General features: G+C 62.1%; 10 protein-coding genes. 7 read left to right on the top strand and 3 right to left on the bottom strand.

The window, feature by feature from the left end; genetic code table 11:
- Positions 1-127 precede the first annotated feature (127 nt).
- Together OHL13_RS01275 and OHL13_RS01270 are read left to right on the top strand one after the other, a co-directional pair.
- Entirely contained in the window at positions 128-3,352 is a 3,225-nt protein-coding gene (locus OHL13_RS01275; RefSeq protein WP_263408302.1) for a carboxypeptidase-like regulatory domain-containing protein, read from the top strand.
- Between the two features lie 190 nt (positions 3,353-3,542).
- Positions 3,543-6,056, top strand: a complete 2,514-nt coding sequence (locus tag OHL13_RS01270) for a 2-oxoglutarate dehydrogenase E1 component (RefSeq protein WP_263408301.1) — start codon at positions 3,543-3,545, stop codon at positions 6,054-6,056.
- A 58-nt stretch (positions 6,057-6,114) separates the two neighbouring features.
- Here the strand turns inward: OHL13_RS01270 and OHL13_RS01265 are convergent, their stop codons facing one another.
- Complete coding sequence (locus OHL13_RS01265) at positions 6,115-7,359, bottom strand: DUF3999 domain-containing protein (protein ID WP_263408300.1); 1,245 nt, start codon at positions 7,357-7,359, stop codon at positions 6,115-6,117.
- Entirely contained in the window at positions 7,359-9,083 is a 1,725-nt protein-coding gene (locus OHL13_RS01260; RefSeq protein WP_263408299.1) for a DUF2339 domain-containing protein, read from the bottom strand. The genes OHL13_RS01265 and OHL13_RS01260 overlap by 1 nt, the downstream gene beginning before the upstream one ends.
- 64 nt (positions 9,084-9,147) lie before the next feature.
- Here OHL13_RS01260 and OHL13_RS01255 point away from each other — a divergent pair, with 64 nt between their 5' ends.
- The 4 genes from OHL13_RS01255 (at position 9,148) to OHL13_RS01240 (ending at position 13,305) form a co-directional block, all read left to right on the top strand.
- On the top strand, positions 9,148-9,852 hold the full coding sequence (locus tag OHL13_RS01255) for an Hpt domain-containing response regulator (protein WP_263408298.1): 705 nt from the start codon (positions 9,148-9,150) through the stop codon (positions 9,850-9,852).
- Positions 9,853-9,899: 47 nt separating this feature from the next.
- Positions 9,900-10,613 carry a response regulator gene (locus OHL13_RS01250; RefSeq protein ID WP_263408297.1) on the top strand — a complete coding sequence of 238 codons (714 nt, stop codon included), beginning with the start codon at positions 9,900-9,902 and terminating at the stop codon, positions 10,611-10,613.
- Positions 10,614-10,827: 214 nt separating this feature from the next.
- A complete protein-coding gene (locus tag OHL13_RS01245; RefSeq protein WP_263408296.1) occupies positions 10,828-12,441 on the top strand; it encodes an OmpA family protein in 1,614 nt (537 codons plus the stop codon).
- Between the two features lie 75 nt (positions 12,442-12,516).
- Positions 12,517-13,305: an SDR family NAD(P)-dependent oxidoreductase gene (locus tag OHL13_RS01240; protein WP_263408295.1), complete on the top strand. Its 789-nt coding sequence runs from the start codon at positions 12,517-12,519 to the stop codon at positions 13,303-13,305.
- Between the two features lie 34 nt (positions 13,306-13,339).
- Here the strand turns inward: OHL13_RS01240 and OHL13_RS01235 are convergent, their stop codons facing one another.
- Positions 13,340-13,588 (bottom strand): hypothetical protein, encoded by a 249-nt coding sequence (locus OHL13_RS01235; protein ID WP_263408294.1) that lies wholly within the window; start codon positions 13,586-13,588, stop codon positions 13,340-13,342.
- A gap of 191 nt (positions 13,589-13,779) precedes the next feature.
- Here OHL13_RS01235 and OHL13_RS01230 point away from each other — a divergent pair, with 191 nt between their 5' ends.
- Complete coding sequence (locus OHL13_RS01230) at positions 13,780-16,977, top strand: efflux RND transporter permease subunit (RefSeq protein WP_263408293.1); 3,198 nt, start codon at positions 13,780-13,782, stop codon at positions 16,975-16,977.
- The last annotated feature ends 2 nt before the right edge of the window (positions 16,978-16,979 follow it).

Genomic DNA, 16,979 nt, shown 5'->3' with positions numbered 1-16,979 from the left:
CCTGTTGTTGTCGCTAACCCGCTTCGGGTCAGCGCATCTTCGTTTTTCTGGCACACCTTTCCATTCCATCTCAAAGCCGCGCCGCATCCAGCGGACGCGCACATACAACGACTAGGAGATCCACTCCATGCGCCGTATCGCTTATATCGCCGCGTTTCTATTGCTATTCGCCAGCTTCGCTCTTCTTCACGCCCAGATGGTAGGCGGCTCCATCGCCGGTACCATCACGGACGCCAGTGGCGCCGCCGTCTCCGGAGCGACCGTGACCGTTCGCAATGAAGAGACCGGCACCGAACGCCACCTGGCCACCGACGGCCAGGGCCGCTACTCCGCTCCCTCCGTCACCATCGGAAGCTGGGCGGTCTCGGCGGTAAAAGATGGCTTCGCCCAGCAGTCCCTCACCGGCATCAAGGTCGTGGTTGGCCAGGCGGTGACCGCCGACATCCGCCTGACCGTCGGCGAGGTCTCGCAGGCTGTCTCCGTGGTGGACACACCTCCGGTCGTCAACCTCTCCACGCAGCAGACAGCCGGCCTTGTGGACGAGCGCGCCGTGAAAGAGCTGCCGCTGAACGGACGCTCCTACGACCAGCTCATCACGCTCAACCCCAGCGTGGTCAACTACACCGGCCAGCGCTCCGGTTCGGTCGGCACGTCGAACTCCTCGGTCGGCGCCATGTTCTCCGTCTCCGGCCGCCGCCCTCAGGACAATCTCTTCCTGCTCAACGGCATTGAATACACCGGAGCGTCGCTGATCAACCTGACCCCCGGCGGCGCCAGCGGCCAGTTGCTGGGCGTCGATGCCGTGCGCGAGTTCAATGTCATCAGCGACACCTACGGCGCCAACTACGGCAAGCGCCAGGGCGCGCAGATCTCCATCGTGACCGCCAGCGGCACCAACCAGTACCACGGCAATGTGTATGAGTTCCTGCGCAACTCCGCTCTGGATGCACGCAATTACTTTGACCAGGTACAGGAGAACGGCAAGCGCCTGCCGCAGTTCCAGCGCAATAACTTCGGCGGCTCCATCGGCGGACCTATCCGCAAGGACAAGCTGCTGCTCTTCTCCAACTACGAGGGCTACCGCCAGAACCTCGGCCTCTCGAACAAGGCCATCGTTCCCAACGCTCGCGCACGCCAGGGCTATCTGCCCAACTCTTCCGGCGGAGAAACCTATGTCGGTGTCGCTCCCGGAGTCGCCAGCCTGCTGAAGCTGTGGCCCACGGCCAATGGAGCCGATATCGGCTCCGGCCTTGCCTACGCCTACTCCAACCCCGTGCAGCGCATTCGCGAAGACTTCGGCACCACGCGCTTTGACTGGAATATCGGCAGCAAGGATCAGTTCTTCTCTGTCTACACGGTCGACGACTCCACGGCGCACACGCCCACCGTCAACCCGCTCTCGTGGATTGGAGAAGACCTGCGCGAGCAGGTGATCAGCCTGCAGGAGCAGCACGTCTTCTCCCCGCGCCTGCTGAACACCGCGCGCTTTGGTTACTCACGCGCCGCCTTCTACTTCACCGGAGAAGTTCCCGTCGACGGTGTTACCCCGTTCGTCACCGGTAAGCCTGTAGGAGCCATCGTCATCGCCGGCTCCACCGCATCAAACGGAGCCTCGCAGGTCTCCACTGCCGGAGCGAACGTCGGCTCCAACAACCGCGCCGTGCGCAACCTGTTCACCTTCGATGACCATGTCTTCTACACCGTGGGTCGTCACCAGATTGAAGCCGGGGGATGGCTGCAGCGTCTGCAGGCCAATGACCTGCTGGCACAGAACCAGTACGGGCAAGCATCGTTCTCCACGCTCACCAGCTTCCTGCAGGGCAACGTGGCCACCTTCAGCGTAGTGCCCGCGCCCACGGCGCTTGGCTTCCGCGCCCTCTTCGGTGCGGGCTTCGTAGAAGACACCTTCCGCATTACACCCCGCCTCGAAATCCGCGCCGGCTTCCGCTTTGAATCCGCCAGCAACTGGAGCGAGGTGCAGAACCGCGCCTCCAACTACGCCCTGACGAACTGGGTCATCGCCACCAACCCCACCGTGGGCAAATACGCGCTTTCAGACAACAAGGCGAAGTTCCTTCCGGAGCCGCGCCTTGGCCTCTCCTGGTCGCCCTTTGCCAGCGGCAAGACCGCCATCCGCCTGGGCGCCGGCGTGCACCGCGCCCTGCTGGACAACCTGGACTACCGCCTGACGCAGGTGGCTCCCTTCAACACCACGCTTGCCTTCAAGAACGTCGTCGTCTCCAGCCTGGCCATCACGCCCAACACTACGGCATCCTCCGGCTCGCTCATCTCGCCCTCGAACGTGCAGCCGGATATCCGCACACCGACCGTCATCGCATGGTCGTTGCGCGTGGAGCAGCAGATCGCCAGAGACACCTCGCTCACCATCGGCTATGTAGGCTCGCGCGGCTATCACCAGGTTGTCTCCGGCGACCTGAATGAGCCGGCCATGGTGCGGTGCCCCAACCCGGCCTGCCCCTCAACCCTGGCCGCGGGCAGCTACTACTACCCCACCACCACCAAGCTGAATCCGAATGTCGCGAACACGACCTCCTGGTGGTCGGCCGCCAACAGCTTCTACGGAGCTCTGCAGGTAGACATCCGCCGCCAGTTCGCGCACGGCCTGCAGGTTCGCGGCAACTACACCTGGGCGCGCAACCTCGACAATGGTTCGGCCTGGAACACCAGCGTCAGCGCCAACACGCCCGCCTTCGTCAGCGTGCCGTACATCCCAAAGCTGGACTGGGGTCGCGCCGCCACCGACATCAAGCACTCGGCCAACATCAATGGCACCTGGGAGATTCCCTTTGCCCATCCTCTGAGCAACGGCATTGCCCGCCAGACGCTGGATGGCTGGACCATCAGCAGCATCGCCAACTTGCTCTCGGGCTTCCCCTTCACACCGCAGCTTGGCTACAACCCCACCGGCAGCGGAGACACACGCAATCCAGTCCGCCCGGACGTCAACGCCAGCTTCAACGGCTCGCTCTACCCGCGCACGGTCAACCAGTGGTTCAACCCGGCCGCCTTCAGTGCTCCGCATTATGGAGCAGTCGGCAACCTGGGCCGCGATACTCTTACCGGACCGCACATGCTCAACGTGGACCTCTCCCTGCTCAAGCGCTTCAAGATAGGCGAGCGGGTCAATGCGCAATTCCGTGCCGAGGCCTTCAACTTCCTGAATCACACCAACTTTGCCCTGCCCAACCCGACCGTCTTCACCAGCGGTCCGACGCAGGGCACCAACGCCAACCAGACCGCCGCCGTTGTCGCCTCCCCCACAGCAGGAGCGATTACAGCCACGGCCACCACCTCCCGCCAGTTGCAGTTCGGACTCAAGCTGGCGTTCTAAACTGACCCTCTTCCATAAACGGCGCGGCCTCCGGGCTGCGCCGTTTTTGCTTCGTTCGTTTACCGCACACAAAATGCGAAAATCGGTACGGTAACCGTGCAACCCCTGCCCAGAAGTACCCGCACAGGCTTAGCATAGGTGTGGCGGATTTTCGAGGAAAAATCTGCCTCTAATTGGAGAAGATGGTGCAATGGCAACGAAGGCTCCTGTCGAACGGAAGAAGACCACAACCCCACAGAAGAACGGAACGGCGAACACAATGACCCGCGACCTGGTGTTTGATGTCTTTCGTCGCTGGGGTTACCTGCAGGCACAGCTCGACCCGCTGGGCCAGTACCTGCCCGCCGAGCCGTTCCCGGCCGATATCCCGGAGGACGAGCTTTCGAGTGAGTTCGCGCAGGAAGCACGCGGTTACTACTGCTCCACCATCGCCGCCGAGTTCATGCACATCCCGTCGCCGGAGCGACGCAAGTGGATCCAGGAGCGGATGGAACAGCCCGCTCCCAGGTACGACCAGAAGCGCCTGCTTTCTCTGCTGATCCGCGCCGATATCTTCGAACAGGTTATCCAGGCCCGGTACCTTGGCACCAAGCGCTTCTCTCTCGAAGGCCTCTGCGGCCTGATCCCTTTCCTCGATCAGCTTTTCTCTTCCAGCGCCAGGCATGGCGTTGAGACCTGCGTCTTCGGCATGGCCCACCGCGGCCGTCTGAACGTGATGACCAACACCGTTGGCCGTGGCGCGGTGGAACTGTTCACCAAGTTTGAAGATGTCGATCCGCGCAGCACCCTGGGCGGCGGCGACGTGAAGTACCACCTTGGCGCCACCGGCACCTACACCACTGCCGAAGGCAAAAAAATTGCTCTGCACCTGGCCTCCAACCCCTCTCACCTTGAGGTGGTCAACCCTGTAGTTGTGGGCCGTGCCCGCGCCAAGCAGACACGCATCGGCCTGGGCGGAGACAAGAAGGTTCTTCCCATGGTTCTCCACGGCGACGCGGCCTTCGCCGGACAGGGCATGACGGCCGAGACGCTGAACCTGGCCACCATCAACGGCTACAACGTCGGCGGAACCATCCAGGTGCTGACCAACAACCTGCTGGGCTTTACCGCCATGCCGAACGAGTCCAACTCGTCGCGTTATTCAACAGACCTGGCGAAGCGTCTTCCGATTCCGATCTTCCACGTCAACGCCGAGGACATCGACGCCGTTGCCCGCATTGCGGAGATCGCCGCCGACTATCGCGCCATCTTCGCTTCTGACGTTGTCATTGACCTGGTTGGCTACCGCAAGCACGGACACTCGGAAGTGGACGACCCCACAGTCACGCAGCCGCGCCGTTACGCCCTGATCAAGGATCGCCCGGCCATCTACCAGGCCTACGCACAGAAGATCGGCGTCGACCCCACGGCTGAAGCCAAGACCGTTCAGGAAGAGTTCCTGGAAGCGCAGAAGCAGGCCACACAGGCCAGCCACGTCCCGCACATGGCCGAGCCGCCAGCCTACTGGGACAACTACAAGGGCGGCTACCTGCCGGCCAACGACGACACGAAGACAGGTCTCTCGCAGGAGCGCGTCACCGAGCTGGTCAACAAACTCACCAGCTACCCGTCTGACTTCAACATCCATCCCAAGGTGAAGGCCCTTCTGGTCCAGCGCAAGGAGATGGGTGAGGGCAAGCGCCCGTTCGATTATGGTATGGCCGAGCTGGTCGCCTACGCTTCGCTGCTGGAAGACGGCACCCCGGTCCGCCTCTCCGGCCAGGACTCGCAGCGCGGCACCTTCAACCAGCGCCACAGCTTCTATACCGACACTGAGACCGAGCTCCGCTGGTCTCCGCTGCAGCACCTCAGCGACAAACAGGGCATGTTCGAAGCGTATAACTCCATGCTGAGCGAGGCTGCCGTACTGGGCTTCGAGTATGGCTACTCGCGCGACTACCCTGAGACGCTCGTCCTGTGGGAAGCCCAGTTCGGCGACTTCTCCAACGGCGCGCAGATGGTCATTGACCAGTTCATCTCCGCGGCAGAGGCCAAGTGGCACCTGCTCTCCGGCGTCGTGATGCTGCTGCCCCACGGCTACGAAGGCCAGGGCCCGGAACACTCGTCGGCCCGCATGGAGCGCTACCTGCAGCTCTGCGCGCAGGACAACATGATCGTCGCGCAGCCGTCGAACGCAGCCCAGTACTTCCACCTGCTGCGCCGCCAGGCCCTGTCGCCGTACCGCAAGCCGCTGGTCGTTTTCACGCCCAAGAGCATGCTGCGCCACCCGGACGCCATCTCGCCGATTGCTGACTTCTCGGCAGAGACCTTCAAGACCGTGCTGCCCGAGGGCGAGGTACAGAATGCAAAGCGCCTGCTTATCTGCTCCGGCAAGATCGGCCATAACCTCCGCGTGGAGCGCGCCAAGCGCAAGGACACGGAGACCGGCATCATCTTCGTCGAGCAGCTCTTCCCCTGGCCCGAGGCTGCCCTGCAGGCCGCCATCGCCCAGCATCCCAACGTGGAAGAACTCGTCTGGGTACAGGAAGAGCCGGCCAACATGGGACCGCTTACCTACATCAACCCGAAGCTGCGTTACGCCGCCGGCGACATCCCGGTACGCACCGTGACCCGCGCCGCAGCCGCCAGCCCGGCCACCGGTTCAGCCAAGGCCCACGAGATCGAGGAGAAGCTCCTCATCGAGATGGCCTTCCGCCAGATCTAACGCAACTCAACCTGAAAACGCCCGGCCATCGCGCCGGGCTTTTCTGTTTTCGGCCAGCTTATTTCGGCAGCTTCATCGCCGACCGCAGCGCCACCAGCCCCAGCGTACCCACCACGCCAATTAGCGCCAACCACAGCAATTGCGGATAGCGTTCGGTCAGCGGGCGTTTTTCCTGCGTCTCGCGATAGACAGGGTTTGGCTCCTCGGCACGCATGGTTGCCTCAGTCTGTCTGCCACCCACCGCGAACAACCGAGCGTAGTCATACACCGGCGCAGGCAACCCCTTGTAGCCATAGAAAAGTACGGGCGAAGCGGCCGTTCCCGCTGGCCAGCAAAGCCTGCGCTGACGCATCTCCAGCTCGATGGAAGCAATCGGCAGCGGCTGGTCATCGCCATTCTCCACCGTTACCTCCACCGTGGCCGGTGACTGCAGGTTCGCGCCGATGGTGAAGGGTATCGCCAGTTGCTCGTCCTCAATCTCGTGTCCTGCGCGCGTCATCTTTACGCGCAGAATCTCTCCCGAGGCCGACTCGCTGCGGCTTCCCTGCTCGGCCGCGCGGGCGGTCACCGTGACCCTGCGTGCAAAGTTGCCGTGGAAGTCCGGCTGCAGGGCAAAGCGCACGCGCTCCACCGGCACCTGCATTGGCAGAGCGATCGTCTCCACTGTCTGCCTGCCCTTCTGCAGCACGCTGGTGCTGCGCGCCACGGAGGTGTAGAGCGTCTGTGCCTCACGGCTTGGCGGAATGGTGGCTGACTTCACCTCCGCTACCGCCAGCTCATGCAGGTTGCCCGCAGTCTGGATCGGGGTCAACTCTACGTGCAGCAGAGGAAAGGTGCTCTCCTGCAGGTGCAGCGTGGTGCTGCGCCCCAGCTTCTGGCTGGTCAGGTCAAAGATCGTGAAGCTGCCAAGCTGCGCACTGCCCGCCGTTACCTTTGCCGTGGAGAGGAAGTCTTTCACGTCCAGGTTCAACTCCACATCGGTATACGGATGACCCGGCATGGCGAGGTCAAAGGCAACGGCATTGCCCTGCTTCGCAAGATTCAGCACGCGCGCCGGCTCCGGGTCCGGTGTGGCCGGCTCGCTGACCGTGGTGGCATACGGAACCTCGCGGCCGCTGGCATACAGCCGCAGGTCGCGCAGCGCCGGAGCGGCGTGCGAAAACACATCGGCATCCAGCACAGCGCACGCCTGGTCCGAAGCGCCCGCGGACCGGACCGTAAGCTGGCGCTGGTAACGAAAATCCGACTGCTGGGGGGAGGGGGCCGCCGCCAGCAACGCCAGCCCCGCAACAAACCACTTCACTACGACGACTCCTCCGTGTGTGGCGCAGCCTTCAGGCCGAGCCAGTCCTTCTGATAGACGAAGCTGACCGCCATCAGCAACGCTCCCAGGCCAATAAAGCTAAGAACGCGATAGCCCTGCGACAGGCTACGCATATCGTAGAGGAAGACCTTGGCGATGGTCGCCACCAGCAGCACCAGCCCCTGCCAGCGCACAAACGCCGACCTCCTCCAGAAACCAATGGCCAGCAGCGCCGCGCCATGCAGCATCATGAAGGCGGAGAAGGTGAACTCCAGCGCGATTGACTCCTCATACCGCCCCGCAGGTTGGAAGGCAAAAATCTCTCGCCGCATGGCTACCAGCAGCAGAAGGTTTAAGGCGACCGACAGGATCGCCGGCACCTCGTACTGTTTGCGCCTGACGTCCAGAAAGATCACGAACCCAAGCGCGGCCATCGCAAACAACTCCGTGGCAAAACGTGCATTCAGAAACGGAGCCGTTCCGCTCACCGTCCACCAGGGCAGCGAGAGAGCTCCTGCATACCCGAGCGCCAGCGCGCCCAGCGACAGCCAGCGCAGGCTGAAGCGAATGCCCGGGGTCGCCTCTCCCAACCTTGCAACAGCCACCCAGTAGAGCGCGATGCCTTCGGCCAGCCATCCAAGGGTGATCCACCGGCCTGAGGCCTTCAGCGGAATCGCAATCGTCAGAAAGACAATGGCCAGCGTCAGGTGGATTGCCTCGCTCACAGGGTTCGGCTTCACACGCGCCTGCACGCGCATCAGCAGCAGGTAGAACGCCGCAAACGCCACCGCTCCCCAGGCAAGCCAGTCGTGCCGTCCGGAGTCCTGCAGAAGCGAGTAGAAGGTCAACGATCCATACAGAGCAGCGCCCAGAGGAGCCCATACCGAAAACTCTCCGCTCTTTGCTTCGGAACGCACCAGTGGCACGGTGGCGAACAGCAGGAACAGCCCTGCCGCAAACATGCTGATCAGCCAGAACTGGTCTGCCGTGAAATAGTGCGAGTACCAGCCGACGGTGTAAAGAGTAACTGCCGTCAGCGAACCCAGAAGAAGCCGCGGCCACAGCTTGAAAGCCAGCAGCACCACCACGGACGCGATCAACACCAACATGTAACTGAACAGGAAGACCGCATGGTTCTGCCCGGTGGACAGCAGCCCCGGCGTGGCAAAGCCGCCCGCGATGGCATAGGCTGCCAACAGTTCGCCATCCTGCGCCCACGCCATCCATGCGTTCCACGCGGTTACACCCAGCATCGCGGCAAACACCACAGCCGCCGGCAACAGGTGGTACAGCTGAAACGATGCCCACAGCGACAGATACAACGCCCCGCTGCCAACAGCTTTCAACGAATACGAGAAGACAGAAAAACCCTTCTGGCGGAAACGCTCTGACCACAGCACAATGCCTGCGCCAGTCAGCAGGCCAAGTATGACGCGTCCCGCCGGGCCGACCCACTGGTTGTCGATGGCCAGCTTCAACGCCCAGGCTGCACCAATCAACAGCGCCAGCACGCCAATGCGGTTGAAGACCTGCGATCCGATCCGGGATTCAAGGTTCTGCGACTCCCGGATTGCCGGACGTACAGGCGCTGGCGGGAAAGGGATCATGGGCTCAGCAGCCCGTGGCTGCACCGTGACCGGTGACGCAGGGGCTGTCCGTGGCCGGCCGGAGCGCAGTTCCGCGACCTCGCTCTCCAAGGTCTCCACCCGCTTTCGCAACCACATCAACTGCTCTTGAAAATTTTCCGGGCTGCCGTCCATATGCAGGCTGTTATACCCTGTCTGCGACATGGCAACCAACCGGATTCTCGTTATCGAAGACGACCCCATGAGCCTGGAGCTGCTGGATGTGCTGCTGACCCAGGAGGGTTTCGCCGTCACCGGCTGTGGTTCAGGAGAAGATGCCCTGGCCGCGATCACCCAACACCATGACATCCATTTCGTGTTGACTGACCTGCAGATTCCCGGACTTCGCGGACCTGCTCTGGCCGCTGCGCTGCGCAAAGCCACACCTGCTGCGCTGCGTATCTTTGCCATGAGCGCGACCGCACCGGAGCATCGCCTGCCGGGCTTCGATGCCTTCCTTTTAAAGCCTTTGTCCATGGAGCGGTTCCTTTCGCTCGTCCACGGCTCAGGGTCGCACCGTGCTGCTGTGCCGCAGGAGTCGCACCTGCTGGATGAGAACATCTATCGCCGCATGGCCAACGCCATGCCCCCCGCGCAGTTGCAGGCCACTTATACCTTTGCCCTGGACGATGCCATTGCGCGCATTGAAGCCATGCGCGTGGCCTTTGCCGCCAATGACAACTCCACCTTCCGCCGCCAGGCACACTCCATCAAGGGAGGATGCGCCATGGTTGGAGCCGTAGAACTGGCTTCCATCGCATCCATCTTTGAGCGAAATGGCATCACCGGGAAGCAAGTTGGTACTGACCTGGACGAATTCCATCTCGCGGCAGACCGCCTGCGTCGTATGCTGGAAACGCGGTTCTGACAAAGCAGGTATGCGCACCATGCCATTCAGACCGGAGGAACGCAGAGATGAAAACAGTCACCTCGAAGTCTGGAGCGCACATCATCGCTCACGTTGGTCCACCGATTCGCATTGTGGTCGCCGATGACCATCCCGTGGTGCGCTTTGGCGTGCGCAACATGCTCTCTCCCGATCAGGGGTTTGACGTTGTAGCAGAAGCCGAGGACGGCGACATCGCCATCACCCAGACGCTGGAACATGAGCCGGATATCCTTCTGCTCGATCTGCAGATGCCGCGCCTTCCCGGTCTTGAGACCATGCGCGCCATCATGGGCCGCTCCCCCGGCGTCAAGATCGTTCTTCTGACCAGCACCATCACCACACAGCAGATCATTGAAGCGCTGCAGATCGGCGCCCGCGGCATTGTGTTGAAGGACGCCGTCGCCGGCGACCTGGCACAGGCCGTTCGCGCGGTTGCCGGTGGCGATTACTGGATCGGCGGCGAGCGCGTCGTCAACCTGGTCAAGGCCCTGCATGACCTGATGCAGAAGGCCGCCGCGCAGCCGGAACGACGCACCTACGGACTGACACCGCGCGAACTGGAAGTCGTCGCCTGCATCGTCGAAGGCTGCAGCAACAAGGACATCGCAAAGCAGTTCACCATCAGTGAAGAGACCGTGAAGCGCCACCTGTCCAACGTCTTTGACAAGACCGGCGTCTCCACACGGCTTGAGCTCGCACTCTTCGCTATCTCGCACAAGCTGGTGAACTCGGACAACTAATCCTTGTTTGGTTGCCTTCATACGACAAAAATACGCAATAAAATCAGGCTATTTCGCATACTCCATGCGGGTAGCCTTTCTTCTTGAATCCGGCATCTGACTTATTGCACGCCGGAACGGCAAAGACCGCTTGGACCGGTGCCTGCTCTGATGACGTCCGCTTTAGCGCGTTTAGAAGACGTCACGGAGAGCTATGAAGGAGTTCGTCAGACCTATGCACGTCATTGCCAAACACTCGTTCTACACAGCACTGCTTGCCGCCGCCAGCCTGCCTCTCGCAGCGGTCGCGCAAGAGGCCAACCCCACCAACACACCCGCAGGCCAGTCACAACCGGCCGGAGCACATCTTGACGGTGAGTACAATGGGGTTCCCCTCTATCGCGTCAACGTCGTACAGCGCGACCTGGACGCCGTGAACTACCTGCATCGCACCGGTTCCACCACTCTCGATCTCGTTGGTACTCCTCTGCTGGGAACGGCCAAAGGCAAGGCCACCGTCAAGAGCGAGAAGGGACGCATGACCGTCAGCGTCAAGGCCGACAAGCTTCCCCCGGCAAACGGCTTTGGCCCCGAATATCTGACCTATGTCCTGTGGGCTATCACCCCGGACGGCAATCCGCAGAACCTGGGCGAGCTGTTGCCTTCGGGCGATGATGTCAGCATCAACGTCACCACCGGCCTGCAGAGCTTCGGCCTGATGATCACCGCCGAACCGTACTTCGCCGTCAAGGTCCCTTCCGACGTCGTCGTTCTGGAAAACAAGATCATTGAAGGCAAGACCAACGGCGTTCTGGAGAAAGTCAACGCCCACTACACACTTCTTCCGCGCGGCCAGTATGTCTCGCAGACCTCCGGCTCAAAGACGGTGCTGAATCCCATCACGCGGGACGAAAAGAGCCCCCTGGAACTGTACGAGGCTCACAACGCGTACCGCATCGCCATCAACGCCGGCGCCGACAAGTACGCCCCGGAGATCATGTCGCAGGTCAAACAGAATCTCGACAACGCCGATAACTTCGACCGGAACAAGCATGGCGACCGCAAGCAGGAGATCACCTACGCCCGCGAAGCGGTTCAGCGCTCTGAGGATGCCCGCCTGATCACCCTGCGCAAGATCGCCGCCGAGCAGCAGCAGGCGGAGATTGATGCCCGCAAGGCCGCCGAACTGCAGGCCGCACAGTCACAGGCCGAGGCACAGGCTTCGGCTGCAGCCAAGGCCCAGGCGGACGCTCAGCGCGCCCGCGCTGAAGCCGATGCAGCCAATGCCCGTGCCCGCGCCGCAGAGGCAGCCCATGCTGCCCAGGCAGCGCAGGACTCTGCCGCACAGGCCCGCGAGAAGCTGCGCCAGCAGTTGAACTCGGTCCTCGCCACACAGGAAAGCGCCCGCGGACTGATCGTCAACATGTCGGACGTGCTGTTTGACACCGGCAAGTACACGCTGAAGCCTGACACCAAGGTCGCTCTGGCCCGCGTCTCCGGCATCCTGATGGCCTACCCGGCCCTGAAGGTTCAGGTAGAAGGTCATACCGATTCAGTGGGCGGCGATGACTACAACCAGAAGCTGAGCGAAAACCGCGCCAACACCGTTGCGGCCTTCCTCACCTCGCAGGGGGTAACGCAGGAGAACGTGACCGCCAAAGGCTTCGGCAAGACGCGCCCAGTGGCTGATAACGGCACCGCTCAGGGCCGTCAGCAGAACCGTCGTGTCGAGCTGGTTGTCTCCGGCGCCGCCATCGGCGTCCAGGACTCCGAGAACCCGGGCAGCGCCGCCGCTCCTGCCCCTGCCCCGGCGCCCGCCAATACAGGCACCTCAACCCCGCAGCAGTAACCGCATTCCAGCAACACGGCAAGGGCCGCCTTCCGGGCGGCCCTTGCCGTGTCTGGACGTGCTAGCGTGGATGGTATGCAGCCCGTTCGTGGAAAGATTGTCTTCATCACCGGCGCCAGCTCCGGCATCGGAGCCGCCACCGCCCTGACCTTCGCCCAGCAGGGAGCACGCCTGCTGCTCTGCGCCCGCCGCCTGGAAAAACTGGAAGCCCTGCGCGATGAGCTGACGACTGCCGGCGCCGAGGCTATTCACTTCTTCCAGCTCGATGTCCGCGACCGCACCTCGGTCAACGATGCCATTGCATCCCTGCCTGAGGAGTGGAAGGCCGTCGACGTTCTGGTGAACAACGCCGGCCTGGCCCGTGGCATGGAAAAGCTCTACGAGAATGACCCCAACGACTGGGACGAGATGATCGACACCAACGTGAAGGGCCTGCTCTACGTCACCAAGGCCATTGTTCCCGGCATGGTGGCACGCAACAGTGGTCATGTGGTCAACATGGGCTCTACGGCCAGCTACAACACCTATGCCAACGGGGGCGTATACTGCGCCAGCAAGGCCGCGGAAAAAGTGATTTCAGAGGGATTGAAGATCGATCTGCTGGGAACCGCCGTGCGGGTCACATCCATTGACCCAGGCATGGTCGAAACTGATTTCAGCAAGGTACGTTTTCACGGAGACGAGGAAGCTGCCGCCAAGGTCTACCAGAACATTACGCCGCTCACCGGGGAAGACATCGCCGACGCCATCCTCTGGGCGGTCACACGACCGGCCCACGTCAACATCCACAGCATGGTATTGACCACGATCCACCAGGGCAACGCCTACTACCTGCACCGCACCAACGGAAACGCTACCCGCTAGCCCGCAAGGGCTACCGGGCAGTTCCGGCGCCACCCTACATGTGGATGGTCCAGCCCAGCTCGCCCAGCTTTTCCTCAATGTCGGCCAGTGCTGTCTCCAGCGCTGTCCGGCGGTGAGGGCTGGAGGTACGCTGCGACAGGATATGCTCGCGCTGTAGTTCCAGCTCGCGCCGGCGACGTGCCTTCTCGGTCTCGGCTACCAGGTTTGCTTTTGCGGTCTGCGCCTTAACGGTTGCTTCTGCCTGTTGCTCTTCCACGGATTTGCTCTCCCAGCCTCGCGCCATATCTCATTCTAGTCCCAGCAGATGGCGCTGGCGGTTCCGGCATCTCGAATTTGATATTCGCACCTGCGACCACTTTCGGTTCCGGAACGTCTAGTCAGCATCCTGAAAATGATGGGTCGCGCGCACTACAATGGGCGTGTCCAAATCACTGCGTTTCTGAATCGCTCTAAATAAGGCCTGAAGAGTCTCCCATGTGGATTGTCCGCCTCGCCCTGCGCCGTCCCTACACCTTCGTGGTGATGTCCGTGTTGATCCTTGTCCTGGGCGTCGTCAGCATCATGACGATGAGTATCGATATCTTCCCCACCATCGATATCCCGGTCGTCACCGTCATCTGGCAGTACAGCGGCACAAGTCCGGACGAGATGGAAAAGCGGTTCACCACCATCTCTGAGCGCGGTATGACCACCACCGTCAACGACATCGAGCATATCGAGTCGCAGTCGGTGAACGGCATCTCCATCATCAAGGTCTTCTTCCAGCCGGGAGCCAAGATTGAGGCTGCGGTGGCGCAGATCTCCGCCGGCAATCAGTCCATCCTGCGCGTCATGCCGCCGGGCACGCAGGCGCCCTTTCTTCTGCGCTATTCGGCCTCCAACGTCCCCATCCTGCAGCTTGGCCTCTCCTCCGACAAGCTCACCGAAGCTGACCTGAACGACATCGGCCTTAACTTCCTGCGCACACAGCTCGCCACCGTTCAAGGCGCACAGGTGCCGGCCCCCTACGGCGGCAAGGCGCGCAGCATCATGGTCGACCTCGATTTACAGGCGCTCATTTCCAAAGGGCTCTCCCCCACGGACGTGGTCAACTCTCTGACCGCGCAGAACCTGATTCTTCCGGCGGGCGACGTCAAGGTCGGAAGCACGGACTATATCGTCCGCACCAACGCCAGCCCCCAGGTCCTGGACCAGTTGAACGACATCCCCATCCGGCAGGTGAACGGCACCACCATTCATATGCGCGATGTGGCCTACGTGCATAACGGTTCTCCCATCCAGGCCAATATCGTCCGGCTGAACGGCAAACGCGCCGCTCTGATCACCGTTCTCAAGTCCACCAACTCGTCCACGCTGGACATCATCAAGCGCGTCAAAGCGACCCTGCCACGCATCATCGCCAACCTGCCGCCGCCTCCACCGGAGGTCATCCCTCTGCTGGATCAGTCCATCTTCGTCCGGGCCGCCCTGGAAGGCGTTGTGCGGGAAGCCGCCATCGCCGCCAGCCTGACCGCGCTGATGATCCTGCTCTTCCTCGGCAGCTGGCGCTCCACCGTCATCGTCGCCATCTCCATTCCGCTTTCGATTCTGGTCTCCATCATCATCCTCAAGCTGTTTGGCGAGACGCTGAATACCATGACCCTCGGCGGCCTGGGACTCGCCGTCGGCATCCTGGTTGACGATGCCACCGTCGAAATCGAAAACATCCATCGCAACCTGGCCCAGGGCAAAGAGATTGAGCCCGCCATTCTGGACGGCGCAGCGCAGATCGCCGTACCGGCCTTCGTCTCCACGCTGGCCATTTGCATCGTCTTCGTGCCGGTCGCTTTCCTCTCCGGCGCAGCCAAGTCGCTGTTTACGCCACTCGGCATGGCCGTCGTCTTCGCCATGCTGGCCAGCTACCTGCTGTCCCGTACGCTGGTGCCCACCATGGTCAAGTTCCTTCTGGCCTCAGAAGTCGACATGTACCAGTTGATGGAGGAGGGCGGTCACCATGAGGCGCCAGCCAACGCCGGCCTCATCTGGCGCGTCCATTTCCGCTTCAACGCGTTCTTTGAGCGCCTGCGCGCGCGTTACCACGCCCTGCTCGACTGGGCTCTCTCCCACCCCAAGTTCACCCTGGGCTGCTTCAGCCTGTTCATTGCCGGCACGCTCTGCCTGATTCCCTTTATCGGCGAGGACTTCTTTCCGCAGGTCGACGCCGGCACCTTCCGCCTGCACGTTCGCGCCGCTCCCGGAACACGCATTGAAGAGGTGGAACAGCTCTTCGCGAAGGTGGAAAACACCATCCGCGAGACCATTCCGCCCAGCGAGCTGAACACCATCCTCGATGACATCGGTATCCCCAGCGGCGGCTTCAACCTTGCCTTTGGCGATAGCTCCCTCACCGATGTGCAGGACGGCGAAATCATCGTCTCCATGAAGGAAGACCATCGCCCCACCGCCGAGTACCGCCAGAAGCTGCGCAAGGTGTTGCGCGAGCGCTTCCCGGACACGGTCTTCTATTTCCAGGCATCCGACATCGTCAACCAGATTCTGAACTTCGGCCTGCCTGCACCGATTGACGTGCAGATCAGCGGCCGCCAGACGCTGCCCAACTACGAGATTGCCCAGAAGATGCGTGCCGAGATCGCAAAGATCCCCGGCGCTGTCGATGTCCACGTTCACCAGGTGCTTTACGCTCCGCAGCTGCTGGTCAATGTGGATCGCACCCGCGCGCAGAACCTTGGCATGACTGAGGCCAATGTGGCTAACAGTATGCTCTTCGCCCTCTCCGGTTCCGGCCAGGCCTCGCCCAACTACTGGCTCAACCCGCAGAACGGCGTCAACTACTCCGTGCAGGTGCAGGTGCCGCAGCACCAGCTCGATTCCATCGACACGGTCAGGAATATGCCCATCACCTCGGGCTCCAGCACGGTGACACCGCAGCTGCTCAGCAACCTGGCGACCATCCAGCACGGCTCCAGCCCCTCCATCACCAACCACTACAATGTGCAGCCGGTCTATGACGTCTTCGCTACAACAGAGGGCCGCGACCTGGGCGGCGTGGAAGGCGAAATCGACAAGGTGATTGAAAAGTACCGCAAGCTGGCACCGCCGGGATCCACCATCAGCGTTCGCGGGCAGGTACAGAGCATGCGCGAATCTTTTGTCGGACTTGGCCTGGGCATGTTCTTCGCCGTGCTTCTGGTCTACCTGCTGATGGTGGTCAACTTCCAGAGCTGGCTTGACCCGTTCATCATCCTGATGGCCCTGCCCGGCGCCGCCTGCGGCATCCTGTGGATGCTATTCATCACGGGCACCACCTTCAGCGTGCCGTCCCTGATGGGCGCCATCATGTGCATCGGCGTGGCTACGGCCAACTCCATTCTGATGGTCACCTTCGCCAACGACCAGCGCCGCGCCGGACTGGACTCTCTCCAGGCCGCCAGCTCCGCCGGATTCACCCGCCTGCGCCCGGTTATGATGACCGCCCTTGCCATGATCATCGGCATGCTGCCCATGTCCCTGGGCATGGGCGAAGGCGGAGAACAGAACGCTCCGCTGGGCCGCGCCGTCATCGGCGGTCTGCTGGTAGCCACCTTCACCACGCTGCTGATCGTGCCCATCTTCTACAGCCTGCTGCGTAAGCAGGAGATCAAAGAACTGCAAGCCGAAGAGATTCCCCAGTAAGG

It is taken from the genome of Terriglobus tenax, from assembly GCF_025685395.1.
Lineage (GTDB): Bacteria > Acidobacteriota > Terriglobia > Terriglobales > Acidobacteriaceae > Terriglobus > Terriglobus tenax.
This window is presented reverse-complemented; position numbering and strand designations above follow the sequence as displayed.